Annotated in this window: 15 protein-coding genes; 7 read left to right on the top strand and 8 right to left on the bottom strand. The window is 75.6% G+C overall.

Going from position 1 to position 17,707, the window contains the following annotated elements:
• Positions 1-5: 5 nt before the first annotated feature.
• Positions 6-602, bottom strand: a complete 597-nt coding sequence (locus tag HNR61_RS37650) for a Uma2 family endonuclease (protein ID WP_246444627.1) — start codon at positions 600-602, stop codon at positions 6-8.
• A gap of 169 nt (positions 603-771) precedes the next feature.
• Between HNR61_RS37650 and HNR61_RS37645 the strand changes: the two genes are divergently transcribed.
• Positions 772-1,872, top strand: a complete 1,101-nt coding sequence (locus HNR61_RS37645) for an acyl-CoA dehydrogenase family protein (protein ID WP_312898297.1) — start codon at positions 772-774, stop codon at positions 1,870-1,872.
• A 4-nt stretch (positions 1,873-1,876) separates the two neighbouring features.
• Here the strand turns inward: HNR61_RS37645 and HNR61_RS47035 are convergent, their stop codons facing one another.
• Both HNR61_RS47035 and HNR61_RS37635 read right to left on the bottom strand, forming a co-directional pair.
• Positions 1,877-3,523, bottom strand: coding sequence for a serine/threonine-protein kinase (locus tag HNR61_RS47035; protein ID WP_312898296.1), 1,647 nt, complete (start codon positions 3,521-3,523; stop codon positions 1,877-1,879).
• The gene (locus HNR61_RS37635) at positions 3,520-4,656 is read right to left on the bottom strand and encodes a serine/threonine-protein kinase (protein ID WP_182847897.1); all 1,137 of its coding nucleotides are present in this window, start codon (positions 4,654-4,656) and stop codon (positions 3,520-3,522) included. The genes HNR61_RS47035 and HNR61_RS37635 overlap by 4 nt, the downstream gene beginning before the upstream one ends.
• Before the next feature lie 117 nt (positions 4,657-4,773).
• Here HNR61_RS37635 and HNR61_RS37630 point away from each other — a divergent pair, with 117 nt between their 5' ends.
• The gene (locus HNR61_RS37630; RefSeq protein ID WP_182847896.1) at positions 4,774-5,781 is read left to right on the top strand and encodes an ADP-ribosylglycohydrolase family protein; all 1,008 of its coding nucleotides are present in this window, start codon (positions 4,774-4,776) and stop codon (positions 5,779-5,781) included.
• On the opposite strand, the gene HNR61_RS37625 is transcribed toward HNR61_RS37630, so the two are convergent.
• The 3 genes from HNR61_RS37625 to HNR61_RS37615 are packed head-to-tail and all read right to left on the bottom strand — an operon-like array spanning position 5,752 to position 7,688.
• Positions 5,752-6,192 (bottom strand): TIGR03668 family PPOX class F420-dependent oxidoreductase, encoded by a 441-nt coding sequence (locus HNR61_RS37625; protein WP_182847895.1) that lies wholly within the window; start codon positions 6,190-6,192, stop codon positions 5,752-5,754. The genes HNR61_RS37630 and HNR61_RS37625 overlap by 30 nt on opposite strands.
• A 12-nt stretch (positions 6,193-6,204) precedes the next feature.
• Complete coding sequence (locus HNR61_RS37620; RefSeq protein WP_182847894.1) at positions 6,205-7,008, bottom strand: enoyl-CoA hydratase; 804 nt, start codon at positions 7,006-7,008, stop codon at positions 6,205-6,207.
• 29 nt (positions 7,009-7,037) lie between these two features.
• A complete protein-coding gene (locus tag HNR61_RS37615; RefSeq protein ID WP_182847893.1) occupies positions 7,038-7,688 on the bottom strand; it encodes a class II aldolase/adducin family protein in 651 nt (216 codons plus the stop codon).
• Between the two features lie 74 nt (positions 7,689-7,762).
• On the opposite strand from HNR61_RS37615, the gene HNR61_RS37610 reads away from it, so the two are divergent.
• Positions 7,763-8,692 carry a carbohydrate kinase family protein gene (locus HNR61_RS37610; protein ID WP_182847892.1) on the top strand — a complete coding sequence of 310 codons (930 nt, stop codon included), beginning with the start codon at positions 7,763-7,765 and terminating at the stop codon, positions 8,690-8,692.
• Here the strand turns inward: HNR61_RS37610 and HNR61_RS37605 are convergent.
• Both HNR61_RS37605 and HNR61_RS37600 read right to left on the bottom strand, forming a co-directional pair.
• The gene (locus HNR61_RS37605; RefSeq protein WP_182847891.1) at positions 8,689-10,239 is read right to left on the bottom strand and encodes an AMP-binding protein; all 1,551 of its coding nucleotides are present in this window, start codon (positions 10,237-10,239) and stop codon (positions 8,689-8,691) included. The two genes, HNR61_RS37610 and HNR61_RS37605, sit on opposite strands and share 4 nt — an antisense overlap.
• A 171-nt stretch (positions 10,240-10,410) precedes the next feature.
• Positions 10,411-11,070, bottom strand: a complete 660-nt coding sequence (locus HNR61_RS37600) for an ACT domain-containing protein (protein WP_182847890.1) — start codon at positions 11,068-11,070, stop codon at positions 10,411-10,413.
• A gap of 227 nt (positions 11,071-11,297) precedes the next feature.
• Here HNR61_RS37600 and HNR61_RS37595 point away from each other — a divergent pair, with 227 nt between their 5' ends.
• The 4 genes from HNR61_RS37595 (at position 11,298) to HNR61_RS37580 (ending at position 17,707) form a co-directional block, all read left to right on the top strand.
• On the top strand, positions 11,298-11,957 hold the full coding sequence (locus HNR61_RS37595) for a nucleotide exchange factor GrpE (protein ID WP_312898295.1): 660 nt from the start codon (positions 11,298-11,300) through the stop codon (positions 11,955-11,957).
• A gap of 42 nt (positions 11,958-11,999) precedes the next feature.
• Positions 12,000-13,583 (top strand): Hsp70 family protein, encoded by a 1,584-nt coding sequence (locus tag HNR61_RS49600; protein WP_182847889.1) that lies wholly within the window; start codon positions 12,000-12,002, stop codon positions 13,581-13,583.
• 211 nt (positions 13,584-13,794) lie between these two features.
• Positions 13,795-16,479 carry a SaeA-related protein gene (locus HNR61_RS37585; RefSeq protein ID WP_182847888.1) on the top strand — a complete coding sequence of 895 codons (2,685 nt, stop codon included), beginning with the start codon at positions 13,795-13,797 and terminating at the stop codon, positions 16,477-16,479.
• A 16-nt stretch (positions 16,480-16,495) separates the two neighbouring features.
• Positions 16,496-17,707 (top strand): TRAFAC clade GTPase domain-containing protein, encoded by a 1,212-nt coding sequence (locus HNR61_RS37580; RefSeq protein WP_312898294.1) that lies wholly within the window; start codon positions 16,496-16,498, stop codon positions 17,705-17,707.

Below are 17,707 nucleotides of genomic sequence, written 5' to 3'. Positions count from 1 at the left end.
GGCCATCAGGAGAGGTCGGAGGTGTCCAACTCCATGGAGAGGGGTTCCGGCAGTGGGAGCGCCTTGCCGAACGTCCCCGACTCGCTGAGAGTGTAGTCATCGCCCTCGGGCTCGCTGAACAACGTCGTAGCGCGCTGTTCCCTGTCCACCAACAGGTAGAGGGGGATGTCCGCCCGTGCGTAGCAGTGACGTTTAGCCTGACGGTCGAGTTCGGGGCGGCTGGAGGTCACCTCCACGACCAGGAGGACGCCGTCGGCGGGCATCCACGGCTCCGCGTCGCCGAAGAGGTCCATCTCGGCGGGAGCGAAGGTGCCGTCGGGGATCACACGGTTCTTGGGACACCGGCCGCCGCTCGGCACGATCAGGCCCTTGGTCGGCGCGAAGTCGAGCTCGATCGCGCTCTTCCTGGCCAACTGCCAAACGATCTTCCCGATGTTCCTCTCGTGCGCACCCGTGGGGGGAGGGGTCACGACGATCTCTCCGTCAATCAGTTCAGCGCGGAAACCCTCAGGGGTGTCGAGGGCGAGGAAGCCCTCCAGGAGCCAGTCCTCCTGCATGCGCTGCTCCTCAAACGTCGCAGTCATGCTCTGCCCCTTCCTCATCGGGACAACTATAGGCGCAGAGCGTCATTGATGGAGTGCGAATCGTGACCGACGGCCCGCCTTTCCAGGTTACGGCCCAGCGGGCAGGAGCGCGATGACCGGGATGGCGGTGGGGTGGCAGGTGCGGCACAATGCCTCTTACCAAGCAAGCGTCAGGTTGGGGGTTGTCGTGGGGCTCGTGGCCACCGAGGAGCAGCAGGAGCTGCGGGGGACGTTGCGGCGGTTCTTCGCCGAGAAGTCGCCCGGCGCCGAGGTGCGGCGGCTCATGGAGGGCGAGGCCGGGTACGAGCCCGAGGTCTGGGCGCGGATGGGCGGGCAGCTCGGGTTGCAGGGGCTCGCGGTCCCCGAGGAGTACGGCGGGGCCGGGTTCGGGGTGCGGGAGCTGGCCGTGGTGTTCGAGGAGATGGGGCGGGCGCTGGTGTGCGCGCCCTACCTGGCCACGGTGATGGGCGCGGAGGCGCTGCTGTCGTCGGGGGACGAGGCGTTGCGGCGCGAGTGGCTGCCGGGGATCGCCTCCGGCGAGCGCATCGCCACGCTGGCCTGGGTCGAGGGGCGCGGCTGGGACCTGGACGACGTCGCCATGGAGGCCGTCCGCGACGGGGACGGGTGGGTGCTGGACGGGGTCAAGACGCTGGTGCTCGACGGGCATGTCGCCGACGTGGTGCTCGTGGTGGCGCGCGCGGCGGGAGAGCTCGGGCTGTTCGCGGTGGAGGGGCGCGCCGGGGGGCTGACGCGGGCCGTGCTGCCCACCGTGGACCAGACCCGGCGGCTCGCGCGGCTGGGGTTCTCCGGGGTCGCGGCGCGGCGCGTGGCGGGCGGGGACGCGCGGCGCGCGCTGGACGTGGGGCTGGTCGGGCTGGCCGCCGAGCAGCTCGGCGGGGCCCAGCGGGCGCTGGAGATGACCGTCGAGTACGTGAAGGTGCGCCGGCAGTTCGGGCGGCCGATCGGGAGCTTCCAGGCGATCAAGCACCGGTGCGCGGACATGTTCGTGCGGGTCGAGTCGGCGCGGTCGGCGGTGCTCCAGGCGGCGTCGGTGGCCGACCAGGACCCGGCGGAGCTTCCGGTGGCGGCGGCGCTGGCCAAGGCGTACTGCTCGGACGCCTACTTCCACGTCGCGGCCGAGACCGTGCAGATGCACGGGGGGATCGGGTTCACCTGGGAGCACGACGCGCATCTGTACTTCAAGCGGGCCAGGGCGTCGCAGGAGATGTTCGGCCCGCCCGCCGACCACCGCCGGCGGCTGGCCGCGCTGCTGGGGATCGGCCCCTGAACGGTCAGACGGTCGCGGCCGAGAAGTCGTCGAACGCCGCCTTCGTCGGGACCCCGCGGTGCGGGTCGGCGGAGGTGGTCAGGCCCACCGCCCCCGTGCCGGAGCCGAACGGCCGCTCCCGCCGGTCCCGGTACTCCAGGCGCCGGACGCCGTTCACCCACAGGACCAGGCGCAGGTCGCCGCCGCCGGCGTCGCACAGGGCCTGCACCAGCGAGGTCGCGCGGGGTTTCTCGGGCGCGGCCTGGGCGAGGACCGAGACGCGTTCGCCGACGTGGCGGGACAGGCGGGCCGAGCCGTCCGGCGTGACGGTGAACCCGTAGAAGTCGACGGCCCGGCCGTTCCCGCGGCCCAGGCAGTAGACGCCCGCCTCGCCGTCGGCCGCGCGGCTCTCGAACGCCACGCTCGCCGTCACCAGCACGCGGCGCGGCACGGCCGCGGCCCGCACCGGGTCCACGACGACGACGCCCGTGTCCCCGCTGGTCACGTGGAGGGCGCCGGCCGCGACGCGGGTGTAGGGGCCGGCGGCGGCGCGGGTGTCGAACGTCTGCGTCGGGATCACGAAGCTCCGGATCACCGGGGGCGGGTCCGGCGGGGCCGGGGCCGCGGGCCGGGCGGCCGGGGCGGGCGGCGGCAGGAACGCCGCGTTCGGCTCCCCGCCCGGCCGGAACGTCCCCGCCGCCAGGATCGCCGCGACGGTCAGCGCGGTCGCGGCGGCGGGCACGCGGCGGCGCGGCGGGGCGTAGGTGGGCTCGGAGGCGTCGTGGTCGCGGGACCAGCGGGACTCCAGGGCGCGGGAGACCTCCGCGGGGTCGGCCTCGGACTGGGAGGTCAGCTCGGTGAGGATCCGGCGGGCGGTCGGGCGGGCGGCGGGGTCCTTGGCCAGGGCGCGGGCGACCAGGCCGCGCAGGCGGGCGCCGGGGATGTCCAGCTCCGGCGTCTCGTGGACGATGCGGTGGATGATCTCCGACAGGGTGTCCCCGGCGAACGGGGACCGGCCCGTCGCCGCGAACGCCACCACGCACCCCCAGGCGAACACGTCGGCCGCCGCCGTCGCCCGCTCGTACCGCACGACCTCGGGGGGCAGGTAGGCGGGCGTGCCCACCACCTCGCCCGGGACGGTGACCGTGTCGTCGGTGCGGCGGGCGCGGGCGATGCCGAAGTCGATCACGCGGGGGCCGACCGGGGACAGCAGCACGTTGCCGGGTTTGAGGTCGCGGTGCACCACGCCCGCGCCGTGGATGCCGACCAGCGCCGTCGCGATGCCGATCGCCAGGTCCTCCAGGTCCGCGCCGCGCAGCGGGCCCTGCTCGCGGACCGCCCGGTCCAGGGTGGGGCCGGGCACGTACTCGGTGACGACGAACAGCGGCTCGGCGTCCAGGCGGGCGTCCAGCACCGGCGCGGTGCAGAACCGGCGGACGCGGCGGGCGGCGGCGACCTCCCGGTGGAAGCGGACGCGGAACGCCTCGTCGCCCGCCAGGTCCGGGTCGATCACCTTGAGGGCGACCGGGCGGCCCGCCCCGTCCTCGGCCAGGTAGACGATGCCCATGCCGCCCCGGCCGAGCCGCCCCACCAGCCGGTAGGGGCCCAGCCGGCCGGGGTCGTCGGCGGTCAGCGGCCGGGTCGGCGGGAGCGTGCGCGAGGTGGCGGTCACCGGTGCTCCCCCGCCGCGAAGTCGTCGAACGTCGCCTCGGCGGCGCCGGGGCCGGTCCGGGCGACGGCCAGCCCGACCATGCCGGAGCCGCCGGCGAACGCCGGGCGGGTGGGCTCGGTGCGGTCGGCGCGCTTCACCCCGTCCACCCACAGCGCCAGCCGCGTCGCCCCGGCGTCGGTCACCTCGCACAGGGCCCGCAGCCGGTGCTCGCCGGTCAGCGCGGCCCCGCCGCGGACCAGGGGCTCGGCCACGCCGTCGCGGCGGTGGGCGAGGGTGACGCCGCCGGGCCCCACCAGCAGCTCGTAGAGGCTGGGCCGCCCCCGGTCGCCGAGCCGCTGCCCCAGGCAGAAGACCCCGGCCGCGCCCGCCGTGACGCGCACGGTGGCCGACACCAGCACCCGGCGCGGCATGACCGGCTGGGACCGCCAGAGCCAGACGGCCTGGTGGGCCGCGCTGACGCGGCCGGTGTAGCGGCCGTCGCGGTAGCGGCCGTCCCCGTCGCGCGGCCAGCCGGAGCGGGTGTCGTCGAACGCGTCGGAGAGCAGGGCCGTCGCGGCGGCCGGCGCCTGGGAGCGCTCCAACGGAGGGGCGGGAGCGCCGTCCGGCCGTCCCGCCAGCACCGCCCCGGCGACCACGGCCGCCACGACGGTCACACCGGCCCCACCCGCCAGCAGCGGTCCGGGGCGCGCGCGGCGGGCCGACCCCGCCCGGTCCTCCAGCAGCGTCGCGAACACGTGCAGCGCCGTGGGACGCGCCCGCGCGTCGGGGTCCAGGGCCCGTTCGACCAGGTCGCGCAGCGGCCGGTCGATCATGCCGGGCGGCGGGGCGGCGCCGGTGTCCCCGGTGGCCGCGAACACCACCAGCCGCCCCCAGGCGAGCATGTCGTCGGCCGGGTCCCGCCCCTCCCGGGGGGCGGGGGCGTGCACGCGCGGCCCGACCGGTGTCAGCAGCACCGTCGCGGGGGTGAGGTTCCCGTGCGCGGCGTCCGCGCCGTGCAGGCCGGTCAGGGTCCGGGCCACCGCCAGCGCCAGCGCCTCCAGGTCGGCGCCGCGCAGCGGGCCCCGTTCCCGCACGACCTGCTCCAGCGTCGGCGACGCGGCCCGCGCGAGACCCGGAACCGAAACCATGCGCACCTCTCGTCCTGGCCGGGGTGGGCGCGGGGAGAATCCCAGGTAACGCCACCACCCCGGATCACGCAACCCCTGTCCAGATGAGATCACTACATAACCGATATCCGCGACAATTCGCCTATGACGGTGACGCGACGGGCCAGCGGATCGATCTACGGGCTGGCGTACGGGGACGCGCTGGGCGCGCCCACCGAGTTCCTGACCATGAAGCAGATCCACCGGCGGTACGGGGCCGGCGGTCCCCGCGAGCCGGAGCGGACCCCGGCGCTGGTCACCGACGACACGCAGATGGCGCTGGCGGTCGCCGAGGCGCTGCTCGACGCGCTGGCGAACCCGCCGTTCACCCCCGACCTGGTCACGCCGATGTGGCGGCGGCGGTTCGTGGACTGGCTGCGCAGCCCCGACAACAACCGGGCCCCGGGCGCGACGTGCCTGCGGGCCGTCGAGGGCCTGGCCGCCGGCGTCCCCTGGGCGCGGGCGACGCAGGCGGGTTCCAAGGGGTGCGGCGCGAACATGCGGGTCACGCCGGTCGGGCTCGCGCCGGGCCTGACCGACGAGCAGCGGGCCGGGGCGGCGCAGCTCCAGGCGGCGATGACGCACGGGCACCCCACGGCGCTGGCGGCCAGCGAGCTGACGGCGTTCGCGGTGTGGTGGCTGCGGGAGGGCATGGAACCCGGCGGGCTGCCCGCCGCGCTGCGGGACCGCTGCCGCTCCCAGCGCGCCGTCTACCACGCGCGCTGGCTGGGCGACCTGTGGCAGCGGCCCGGGATGGACGCCCCGGAGACGTTCATCGCGCGCGGCTGGGACGAGTGCCTGGCCGTGCTGGACCGGCTCGACGCCGCGCTGGCCCGGCCCCGGCGGGAGATCGACCCGTGCGAGCTGACCGGGGGCGGGTGGGTCGCCGAGGAGGCGTTCGCGACGGGGCTGCTGTGCTTCCTGTACTTCCCCGACGACGCGGTGGGCGCGATCCGGCGCGGGGCGGCCAGCTCGGGGGACTCCGACTCGATCGCCTGCCTGGCGGGCGCGTTCGCCGGGGCGCGCCTGGGCATGGACGCCTGGCCGCCGGAGTGGGCCGACCGGATCGAGTACGCCGACCGCCTAGGGCGTGTCGGCACGGCCTGGGACTGACTCCCAGCCGGTCCAGCCGTCGATCACGATCGCGACGACCGGGCCCCGCGGCGGGCGCTCGCGGTACTGCCGGTAGCGGGCGGCGAGCAGGTCCAGGGGGCCCCGCATCGCGGCCGGGTCGTCCACGACGTGCGCGTGGCCGTCCACGCGGACCCACCACAGGCGGTCCCAGTCGTCCTCGTAGTGGTCGACCAGCAGCGTCACGTGCGGGTTGGCGCGGACGTTGGCCAGGCGCCGCAGGTCCCGGCCGGTCTTGGGCTTGTGGTCCACGGCGGTGTAGACGGTGCCGTGGTCGACCGCGAACGTCACCGGCACCAGGTGGGGTCGGCCGCGCTCGTCCACGGTCGCCAGCCGCGCGACGGGGGCGGCGGCCAGCCTCCGTCGCGCGTCGTCGGCGTGAAGTCTGGGCATGCGGCCATCGTCTCAGTCGCGGAACTCGGGGGGCCGCCCCTCCCTGCGGGCCTGGACCGCCTCCTCGAAGTTGCGGGTGGTGAGGCGGACGAAGAGCTGGCCGAGGCCCTCGTGGCCCATGTGGGACTCCAGGCTCGCGGCGTCCAGGCCCGACCACAGCATCCGCTTGGTCAGCTCCACGCCGGGGCGGCTGAACGCGGCGATGCGCTCGGCCAGCTCGTAGGCGGTGTCGAGCAGCTTGTCGCCGGGGACGGTGCGGGAGACCAGGCCGACGCGCTCGGCCTCGGCGGCGTCCACGTCGCGGCCCGACAGCATGATCTCGAACGCGCGGGACGCGCCGATCGCGCGCGGCAGCAGGTAGGACAGGCCGAGCTCGCCGGCGGTGAGGCCGTTGTTGATCCCGGCGGCGCGGAACAGGGCGGTGTCGGAGGCCAGGCGGATGTCGGTGGCCAGCGCCAGGCACAGGCCGCCGCCGATGGCCGGGCCGTTGACCGCGCCGATCACGGGCTGGTGCAGGCGGCGCAGGGCGCGGATGACGTCGTCGAGCAGCTCCATCGAGCGCAGCGCGATCGTGGGGACGGTCAGGCCGTCGACACCGGGGACCCGGCCGGGCGACTCCAGGTCCGCGCCCGAGCAGAAGCCGCGTCCCGCGCCGGTGACGACCACGACGCGGGTGCCGTTGTCGCGTCCGATCTCCTCCAGGGCCTCGCGGAACGGGACCATGACGTCGAACGCCATCGCGTTCATGCGTTCGGGGCGGTTCAGCGTGACGAGCGTGACGTGCGGGCGGGGCTGGTCGAGCAGGACGAAGGACATCGGCACCCTTTCCGTTAACCTAGCAAGCGCTAGGTTACACGGCGGGGCCGGGCCGGGGGCTCCAGCATCCGGTCCGCCACCCGCGCGAGCTGCTCGTCGGTGAGCACGCGCGGCTCGCCGACCGCCCTGGCGCGCACGTACACGCCGCACAGCCACTCCAGCAGCCGGGCGTTCTCGTAGGCCTCCTCCAGGTCGCGGCCGATGGTGACGCCGCCGTGGTTGGCCATCAGCGCCGCCCTCCGGCCGCCCTCCATCGCCGCGCGCACGTGGGCGGCCAGCTCGGGGGTGCCGTAGGTGGCGTACTCGGCGACCCGCACCACGCCGCCCAGCAGCAGGGTGTTGTAGTGGATCGGCGGCAGCTCGGTCATGGTCGTGGCGACGACCGTTCCGTAGGTGGAGTGGGTGTGCACGACGGCCGCCGCGTCGGTCTCGGCGTACAGCGCCAGGTGCATCGGGGTCTCCGAGGACGGGGCGCGCTCCCCCTCGACGAGGTACCCCTCGACGTCCACCACCGGGCAGTCCGCGGGGGTCATCCGGTCGAGCATCATCCCGCCCGGCGTGACCGCGACCAGGTCGCCGGCGCGGACGCTGACGTTGCCCGACGCGCCCGTGACGAGGCCCGTCCCGGCCAGGCGGCGGCCGACGTCGCACAGCGCCGCCCGCTCCTCCTCCAACAACATGTGAACCACCCTCACGTTCGACGGCCCGAAGGCGTACGCTATCGCCCTCGGTCCCCCCACACCGGAGCTGTGCCATGGCCGTCGTCACCCTGGGCGCGCACATCCTCGACGTCCTCGCCCGCCCCGTCCAGACCCTCCCGAGCGGGCAGGACACGGTGGTCGTGGACCAGATCCGGGTCACCGCCGCCGGGGCCGCCGCGGGCACCGCCGTGGCGCTCGCCAGGCTCGGCAACGACGTGGTGTCGGTCGGCGCGATCGGCGACGACGACCTCGGCGACCTGCTGGTGACGATCATGACACGGCACGGGGTGGACGTGTCCGGGCTGGTCCGGCGCACCGCCGAGCAGACCGCCGCGTCGATCCTGCCGATCCGGCCCGACGGCGGGCGGCCCTCGTTCCACGCGCCCGGCGCGAACCTCACCCTCACCGCGGGCGCCGTCGACCCCGGCCTGCTCCAGGCCGCCGCGGCGATCCACCTGGGCGGGCCGGACGTGGCGTTCGGGCTGAACGACCCGGCGCTGTTCGCGGCGCTGGAGGCGGCGCGCGCGAACGGCGCGTTCGTCACCATGGACCTGCTGTCGACCATGCCCGAGCTGGTCGTGGCGGCCCGGTCGTTCCTGCCGCACGTGGACTACCTGCTGCCCAACGAGGAGCAGGCGCGCCTGATGACCGGCGAGGCCGGCCCCGGGGCCGCCGCCCGCGCGCTGCTGGCCGAGGGCCCGAAGGCCGTGGTGGTCACGCTCGGCGGCGACGGCAGCCTGCTGGTGACCGGCGCCGGGGAGCGGCACGTCCCGGCGCTGGAGGTGGACGTCGTGGACACCACCGGATGCGGCGACGCCTACTGCGCGGGCTTCGTCACCGCCCTGCTGCGCCACCGCGACCTGCCCGAGGCGGCCCGCTGGGGGACGGCGGCCGCCGCGACGGTGGCGCGGGGCCTCGGCTCCGACGCGGGCCCGGCCGACCTGGACGCCGTCCTCGGCCTGCTCCGCCGGGCCCCGGACTAGATCTTGGCCTCGCGGTCCTTCCAGTACGGGTCGCGCAGCAGCCGCTTGTAGAGCTTCCCGGTGGGGGTGCGGGGCAGCTCGGGGACGAAGTCGACCGTCTTCGGGGCCTTGTAGCCCGCCAGGGAGGCCCGGCAGTGCGCGATCAGCTCCTCGGCCAGGCCGGCGGAGGGCACCGCCTCGTCCGACGGCTCGACGACGGCCTTCACCTGCTCGCCGAACTCCTCGTCGGGGATGCCGAACACCGCCACGTCCCGCACCGCCGGATGGGTGATCAGCACGCCCTCGACCTCGGCCGGGTAGATGTTGACCCCGCCGCTGATGATCATGTCGATGGCGCGGTCGGCCAGGTACAGGTAGCCGTCCTCGTCCAGGTAGCCGATGTCGCCGGTGGTGAACAGCCCGTCCGCGCGGTGCGCCGCCGCGGTCTTGGCGGGGTCGCCCCAGTACTCCATGTCGTCGCCGCTGGTGTAGCGGAACCAGAGCTGGCCCCGCTCCCCCGGCGCCGCGGAGGTGCCGTCCTCGCGCAGCACGTGCAGCTCGGTGAGCGGCAGCGGGCGGCCCACGCTGCCGGGCTTGTCCAGCCACTCCGCCGCGGTGATCACGGTGTTCACCGACGCCTCGGTGGAGCCGTAGTACTCGTGGACGACCGGGCCGAGCCAGTCGATCATCTGGCGCTTCACGGCGGGCGGGCAGGGCGCGGCCCCGTGCCAGACGGCCCGCAGGCTGGAGCCGTCGAACGCGGCGCGCCGCCGTTCGTCCAGCCGCAGCAGCCGCACGAACTGGGTGGGCACCAGGTGCACGTTGGTGATCCGGTGCTCGTCGATCAGCCGCAGCGTCTCGGCCGGGTCGAACGACCGCCGCATCACCACCGGCCGCCCCATCAGCAACAGCAGTTGCGAGAACAGCCACTGCGCCGAGTGGTAGACCGGGCCGACCAGCAGCGACCGGCCCGGATCGGGGATCAGCAGCGTCTCGGCGAACGTCTGCCCGACCAGCCGCACCATGTCCAGCGGCAGCCCGGCGCCCAGCAGCTTGCGGCTCACGCCCTTGGGACGGCCCGTGGTGCCGGAGGTGTAGAACATCGGGAAGCCCATGACCTGGCCGGCGGGCTCGCCGTCGCCGCCGGAGGCCAGGAACGCCTCGTAGTCGGCGAACCCCTCGACCGGCCCGCCGACCGCGACCCGGGCGGCCAGCTCCAGCCCCTCGGACGCCGCCCGCGCGACGTCGCCGAACGCGTCCTCGGAGAACAGCGCCCGCGCCCCCGAGTCGGTGAGCACGTAGCGCAGCTCGTCGGCGGTCCAGTGCCAGTTGACCATCACGTAGCGCAGCCCGACGTGCCCGGCGGCGCACATCAGCTCGAAGTACTCGCGGCGGTTGCCCGCGTGGATCGCGACGGCGTCGCCGGTGGCCAGGCCGAGACCGCGCAGCGCGTTGGCGAGCCGGTCGGTGCGGGTATCCAGGTCGCGCCAGGTGGTGACGCCGTGCTCGTCGGTGAGGGCGGGCTCGTCGGGGCGGGACTCGGCGTAGGGACGGAGCAGCTCGGCCATCGCGACCTCCGGGAAGACGGTCCTGCCCTCGGACTCTAGGTCGCGGCCGGGCCGGGCGGAAGATCCGCCCCCCGAACGGGGACACGGTTCCCGGATGCGACCGCGCCGCCGCACCCGGGAACCGTGTCCACCACAGTAGACGCCTGAGCCCTCTCTCCGGTTTCCCACCTTTTAAGAAGTCCGCACCAGATCCGTGATCGATGTCCCCCGGAGTACCGCCTGTGCCGCGCTGACCAGTTGCGCGAGCCGGAACACCTCGGTCCGGTGGAACGGCGGCGCGCCGGTCCGGGCGACCAGCAGCGCCAGGTCCGGCGCCGTTCCGCCCGGCGACATCGGCGTCAGGGCGTACTGGGTGCCGTCGGCGGCGGTGAACGCGCGGTCGCGCACCGGCTCCAGGTCCGGCAGCGCCGTGTCCGGCAGTCCCCCCAGGCTGGCGTGGGCGATCCGCGCCCCGCCGGGACCGGTTTCGGCCAGCGCCGCCCAGTCCGCGCTGAGCAGCGCGGGCACCGCGTCGGTCAGGGTGACCGCGCCGCGCGCGGGGGCGGAGGCCAGCTGCCCGATCAGCGCGGCGTCCGGAAAGGCCCCCTGCGGCTCGACGGTCGGCCAGACGCCGACGATGTCCACGCCGGGCACCGCGCCGAGCCCGTCGACGAGCCGGTCGATCCCCGCCCCCGACGGCCAGGAGACCGTGAAGTCGTCCAGCGCACGGCCGTTGTCGCGTTCCAGGACGTTCATCTGCACCACGTCCGCGCCCGCCGCGCCGAGGGTGCGCGCCACACTCCCCAGCGAGCCGGGCCGGTCCGGCAGCCGAACGCGAATCCGCAACAACATCGTCACCTCCAGTGTCCCCCGCGCCACGCGCGACGTCCGCACCAGCGTCCGGCAGCGACGTTTCGGACGTGTTACCCGTCCGTGTCGCCGCCGAGAAGAACCGGGCGTCACCGTCACGACACACCCAACGGAAGGTCAACGCCAGACCTACCCCCGGCACCTGCGGGCCGTTAAGGTAACTGCACGTGTCGAGCGACCGGGATCGCCCAGTCAGCGCGGAGGCCCAGGTGGAGTCCGAGCCCGATCCCAACATGCCCGGTCCCGCCGCGCCCGAATCCCCCGAATCCCCCGCGTCCCCCGCGTCCGGCGAACCCCCCGCGTCCGGCGGGTCCCCGGACGGGGCCGGCGTCGCCGCCGCGCTCGCCGCGCTGACCGAGCAGCTGCGGCGCGAGCACGAGCGCGCCGCGCACCGCGAGAAGGTCATCGACCGGCTGCACGAGGAGAACCAGCGGCTGCGCCGCGACGAGCTCCAGGCCGCGTTGGAGCCGCTGCGCGCCGCGCTGTTCCGGCTGCACGACCAGACGCGGCGCGCCGCCGGGGACTGGGCCGCCGCGCCGCCCGACCCCGTCCAGGCCGTCCGGCTGCTGGGCGCCCTCGCCGACGACGTCGCCGACGCCCTGGCGCGCGTCGGGGTGGAGCGCTTCACCGTCGAGCCCGGCGACCCCTACGACCCGGCCCGGCACCGCCCCGCCGGGGTGGACCCGGCCCCCGACCCCACCTCCGACGACACCGTGACCGCCGTGCTGTCGGACGGCTTCGAACGCGACGGCCGCGTGGTGCGCAAGGCCGCCGTGCGGGTGGCGCGGCTGCCCCCGGACGCGGGCGCCCCGGCTCGGCCGAGTCGCCTGCGCGACGGCGGCCGGAGCGAGACCATGAACACGCGATGACAGACGCGACGAGGACCACCGACGCCGACGGGTGAGAGGGACATGGCTGTCTACGGGATCGACCTGGGAACCACCTACTCCTGCATTGCCTCCATCGACGATGTGGGACGCCCCGCGGTACTGCGCAACCTGGAGGGCACCGACACCACCCCGTCGGTGGTGTACTTCGAGAGCTCCGAGAACGTGGTGGTGGGCCAGACCGCCAAGGACACCGCCGTGCTGGAGCCCGACCACGTGGTCAGCCTGATCAAACGGGACATGGGCCGGGAGGTGAGCCGGACCATCCACGGGTTCGACTACACCCCCGAGGAGCTGTCGGCGTTCATCCTGCTGAAGCTGGCCACCGACGCGCGCACCACCACCGGCGAGGAGACCCGCGACGTCGTGGTCACCGTCCCGGCGTACTTCGGCGCGGCCGAGCGGGACGCCACCCGCAAGGCGGGCCGCATCGCCGGGCTCAACGTGATCGACATCGTGTCCGAGCCGATCGCCGCCGCCATCACCTACGGGGTGCTCAACCCCGAGACCGACCGCACGATCCTGGTCTACGACCTGGGCGGCGGCACGTTCGACACCACCGTGATCGCGCTGCGCGGCGGGCACATCGAGGTGGTCTGCACCGACGGCGACCACGAGCTGGGCGGCGCCGACTGGGACGCGCGGCTGGTGGAGTACCTGGCCGAGCGGTTCCGCGCCGAGCACCCCGACGCCGGGGACCCGCTCGACGACCGGGCGACCGAGCAGCAGCTGCGGCGCGACGCCGAGGACGCCAAGAAGGCGCTGACCGTCCGCACCGCGCACACCGTCCGGGTCGTGCACGCCGGGCGGACCGCCGCGATCGAGGTGACGCGGGAGAGGCTGGAGGAGCTGACCCGCGACCTGCTGGACCGCACGATCGAGATCACCGGGCGGACCCTGGCGACCGCCGCCGACAAGGGCGTCCACGACTACGACGACCTGGTGCTGGTCGGCGGGTCCACCAAGATGCCGGTGGTCGCGGCGCGGCTGGAGACCGAGCTCGGGCTGCGGCCCCGGCTCCAGGACCCGGACCTCGCGGTCGCCAAGGGCGCGGCGCTGTACGCGTTCGAGGAGACCTACCGGCGGCTGGTGCGCGAGGGCGCGGTGGACCGGGCCCGCGAGATGGCGAGCCGGGCGGGTCTGTCGGCCGAGCAGGAGGAGCAGATCGCCGGGCGGCGCATCCGCACGGTCGCCTCGCACGCGTTCGGGATCGTGGTGGTGGACCGCGAGACCGGCGCCGAGAGCGTCGCGCACCTGGTGCACGCCAACGACGAGCTCCCCGCCGCCAGGACCGAGGACTTCTACACCCTGCACGACGACCAGGCGATCGCCGACGTGCGCGTGATGGAGCAGGCCGGCAGCGTCGAGTCGCCCGAGCCGGTCGACAACACCGAGATCGCGCGCGGTGAGATCCGCGTCCCGCCGGGCAAGAAGGCGGGCTGGCCGATCGGGGTGACGTTCGCGCTGGACGCCTCCGGGCTGCTGAACGTGACGGCCGTGGAGAAGGAGACCGGCGAGCGGCTGGAGCTGAAGGTCGACGTCGGCGGCATGTCGGAGGAGGAGGTCGAGAGATCCCGCAAGGCCCTGTCCCGCGTCCAGGTGAGCTGACGGTGTTTCAAGGCCCCGGCCCACGACACTCGCCTGGCGGCTCGCGTCGTGACCGTGCCCTGGCGAGTGCGACATCGCTTCGCGATCTTCCCGGTGGGGCTCGCCTCCGGCGTCGCCCCACCGGTCAGGTCACGCACTCGCGCCGTGGCCGGGGCCGTTTCGGAACAGACCCTGGCCGTAGCCGTGCGGAGGCGCGGCCGGAGGCGGGGCGTTGACCTCCGGCGGCTTCGACTCCGACTACCAGCGGGGCGTGCTGGAACCGGCGCGGGCCGCCGGGGACCAGCCGCCCGAGGACCTGCGGCTGCGGTACGCGCTGGAGGACCCGCTGACGCCCGACCGGGTGACCGCGCGGGTCAAGCAGGTGCGGCAGTGCTGGCGGCGCTCGCGCGGGCAGCTGAAGTACCGGCGGCTGGTGGACCGGCTGGAGGCCGAGCACCGCGAGCTGGCGCCGCTGTTCGCCGCCGCCGAGCGCGGCGACCTCGGGCCGCTGGAGGAGCGGCTGCGCGGCGGCCGGGAACGCGCCCGGCGGCGGCGGAGCGCGGCCCGCGCCCGGCTCGCCGACGCGGCGGGGCTGCTGCGGATGGTGACGCCCGCCGAGGTCGAGGACATCGCGCGGACGGCGGGCGTGGCCCGCGCCGAGCTGGAGGAGCTGGCCCGGCGGGACCGGATCGAGGTCCGCGAGCCGGACCCGCTGCCCGCGTCCGCGCCGTACCAGGCGTTCGGGAAGGTCCGCGAGTCGCTGGAGGTGCTCGGGCGGCGGCACCTGGCGGACTTCCTGTTCGGGGCGCGGCTGGCCGGGCCGATGCGGGTGCTGGACGGGTTCGCGGCGCGCGGGGTGGTGCTGGACTCCAGCGCGGTGTTCAACGCGGCGTCGCGGTGGGCGCGGCGCAGCCGCGACACCAGCACCACGCACGCCGACACGGTGCTGGCGGCGCTGCGTTCGGGCCCCGACCCGGCCGACCTGGTCCGTTACGACATCGTGGAGCGGCTGCGCGAGCGGCTGCGGCAGCGCGCCTCGGAACGGGCGCTGCTGCGGCACGCCACCGAGGACCTCGGGGTCGAGGAGGACGACGCGCGCCGCCTGGTGTTCGCGGTGCTGCGGGAGGGCGCGCCCGGCGGGGGCGTGGCCGGGCGGCTGCGGGCCCTGCTGGACGGAGGCGAGGTGCACGCCGCCGCCGAGCTGGCCAACGCCGCCCAGGAGAGCGGGACCGAGCTGCCGGAGGAGGCCGCCGTGCTGGCCACCGAGGCGCGGCGGCGGGTCGCGACGGCGTCGAGGCTGCGGGAGGCGGCGGTCGCCGAGCCCGACCCGGACCGGGCGTGGCGGCTGCTGGCCGACGCGCTGCGGCTGGTGCGGGACCTGCCGGGGGCCGCCGAGCACCAGCGGCGGCTGCCGCCCCTGCCCGTGCCGTCGCTGCGCGCCGACGTGGACGTGGGCGGCGGCGAGCGTTCGGTGCGGCTGTCGTGGGAGGAGTCGCCGTCCACGGCCGGTGAGGTGATCTACCACGTGGTGCGGCGGGCCGGGCGCCCGCCGCGCGGCCCGGCCGACGGCGACCCGGTCCCCGGGCGGCACTCCTCCGGTCTGCGCGACGACCGGCCGCCGGTGAACGTCCCGCTGTACTACGGCGTGGTCGCGATCCGGGGCGAGGCCGCCGCCCCTCCCGCGGTGGCGGGTCCGCTGGTGGTGCGGCCCGAGGTCCGCGAGGTAGAGCTGGCGCCCGGCGACGGGGTGGTGACCGGGCGGTGGCGCTGCCCGCCGGAGGCCGCCCGGGTCGTGGTGCTGCGCGAGGGCCGGGTGGTGGCGACCGGCCGCGAGGGGTTCCAGGAGCGCGTCCCCAACGGCGTCACCCACCACTACCGGATCCGCGCCGTCTACCTGGAGGAGGACGGCGGGGAGGCCGTCACCGCGGGGGTGGGGGCGTCGGTGACGCCGACCGCGCCGCCCGACCCGGTGTACGAGCTGGCGGCCGTGCCCGACCCGGCCGATCCGGGGCTGCTGCTGGTGCGGTTCGACCCGCCCGCGCACGGCACGGTCGAGCTGGTGCTCACCGAGGAGGCGCCGCCGTGGCCGCGCAGCGCGCTGGTGCCGGTCGCGGAGGTGCGGCGGGAGGGCCGCCGGCTGGCCGCGACGCCCGTCGAGGGCGGGCTGACCGTCCGGCCGGGCGCCGGCGGGTGGCTGCTGGCGGTGACCGTCGCCGAGGACACCGCCGCGATCGGCGCCCACCACCGGCACGTGAACCTGCCGCCGCCGCGCCGCCTGGTCGCCGACCGCCGGGGCGAGCGGGTCCACCTCGGGTTCGACTGGCCGCCGGACGTGACCGAGGTGGAGGTGTCCTACCGGATCGGCGCCGACCGCATCGCCACCGGCCGCATCGAGGCCCACCTGGCGGAGAGCGGCCGGGTCGAGCCGGGGCGGCTGGACTCCGGCGCGCCGGAACGGCTGCTGGTCAGCCGCGCCGCCTACGAGACCCAGGGCGGGGTGCGGCTGGACGTCCCCGAGGACGAGCCGGTCGAGATCGCCGTCGCCGCGTCCGGGACGGCCGCCGGGACGCGCGTCACCGGCCCGCCGGTCACCACCGAGCTGGCCGCCCGCGCCGTCGTGCGCTACGACCTGGAGCGGTCGGGGCCGCCGTGGCGCAGGACGCTGACGGTCCGGCTGACCTGCGCGCGGGCGCTGCGGATCGCGCGGCTCCACCTGGTGCTGCGGGCGGGTCGGGTGATGCCGCACCGGCCCGGCGACGGCGAGACGGTGGGGACGTGGGAGGACGTTCCGGTGCCGGGCGAGCTGTCGGTCCCGTTCCCCGCCGTGTCGGGGCCGTGCTGGCTGCGCTGTTTCGCCGATGATGAGGGCGTCGAACTCGGCGACCCCCCGATCCGCCGGCTGCGGATCGGCCGATGATCCCCGGGAGGAACCGGTGTCCCTGCCGTCTCGGGTGAGCCTGTCCCCACGGGCGGAGATCACCTGCCCGTACTGCTTCGCCGAGCTGGCCCCCGCGCGGATCCCGTTCCGCTGCCGGGGGCGGGCGGGCCGCCGCGCGGGCTGCGCGCCCGTGCTGGACGAGCGGCTGGCCGCCTACACCGGCTCGACGGCGGGCGCGTCGCTGCCGCCGGTGTTCCCCGCGCCCGGCCGCCGCCGCGCCGAGGGCCGCGCCGGCTGCCCGCACTGCGGCCAGCCCACCGGCAGCCGCGTCTGCCCCGAGTGCCACAACCCGCTGCCGTCCGCGTACTGCGACTCGCCGGGCCGGATCGTCGCGCTGGTCGGGGCGAAGAACGCGGGCAAGAGCACCTACATCGCGGTGCTGCTGCACGAGCTGATGAACCGCGTCGGGACGGAGCTGGACGCCTCGCTGGTGGCGTGCGACGACCGCACGATCGAGCGGTACAGGCGCGACTTCGCCCGGCCCCTGCTGGAGGAGCGGCGGCTGCTGCCGACCACCGCCAGCGCCGCGACCGCGCCCCGCGAACCCCTGGTCTACCTGCTCACGCGCAGCCGCCGCACGCGGTTCGCGCGCGAGCGCACCGACTCCCTGGCGCTGGTGCTGTTCGACACCGCCGGGGAGGACCTGCGCAGCCGGGAGGTCCGCGACCTGCACCTGCGGTACCTGGAGGCCGCCGACGCGATCATCTTCCTGGTCGACCCGCTCCAGCTGCCCGGCGCGCGGCCGGTGCTCGGCGACGCCCCGGTCGCCGAGCCCGACAGCGAGCCGATCGACATCATCGCGCGGGTCACCGAGGCGCTGCGGCAGCGGCACGGCTCCCGTCCGAACGAGCGGCTGCCGGTGCCGGTCGCGGTCGCCCTCACCAAGGTCGACCTGCTGCGCCCGTCGCTGCTGCGGCAGTCGGCGCTGCACCGCGGCCGGTCCGGGACCGGGGTGCTGGACCTCGACGACCGGGACGCGGTGCACGAGCAGGTCCGGGCGCTGCTGCACGAGTGGCAGGCCGGGCAGCTCGACACCTATCTGGGGCAGCGGTACGCCGACTACGCGCTGTTCGGGCTGTCGGCGCTCGGCGGGCGGCCCGAGGGCGACCGGGTCGGCGCGGGCGGGGTGCGCCCGCACCGGGCCGAGGATCCGCTGCTGTGGCTGCTGTACCGGTTCGGGATGCTCGACGGCGTCCGGGGGAGGTGA

The sequence above is a fragment of the Actinomadura kijaniata genome, assembly GCF_014138665.1.
In the GTDB taxonomy this organism is placed as follows: domain Bacteria; phylum Actinomycetota; class Actinomycetes; order Streptosporangiales; family Streptosporangiaceae; genus Spirillospora; species Spirillospora kijaniata.
This window is presented reverse-complemented; position numbering and strand designations above follow the sequence as displayed.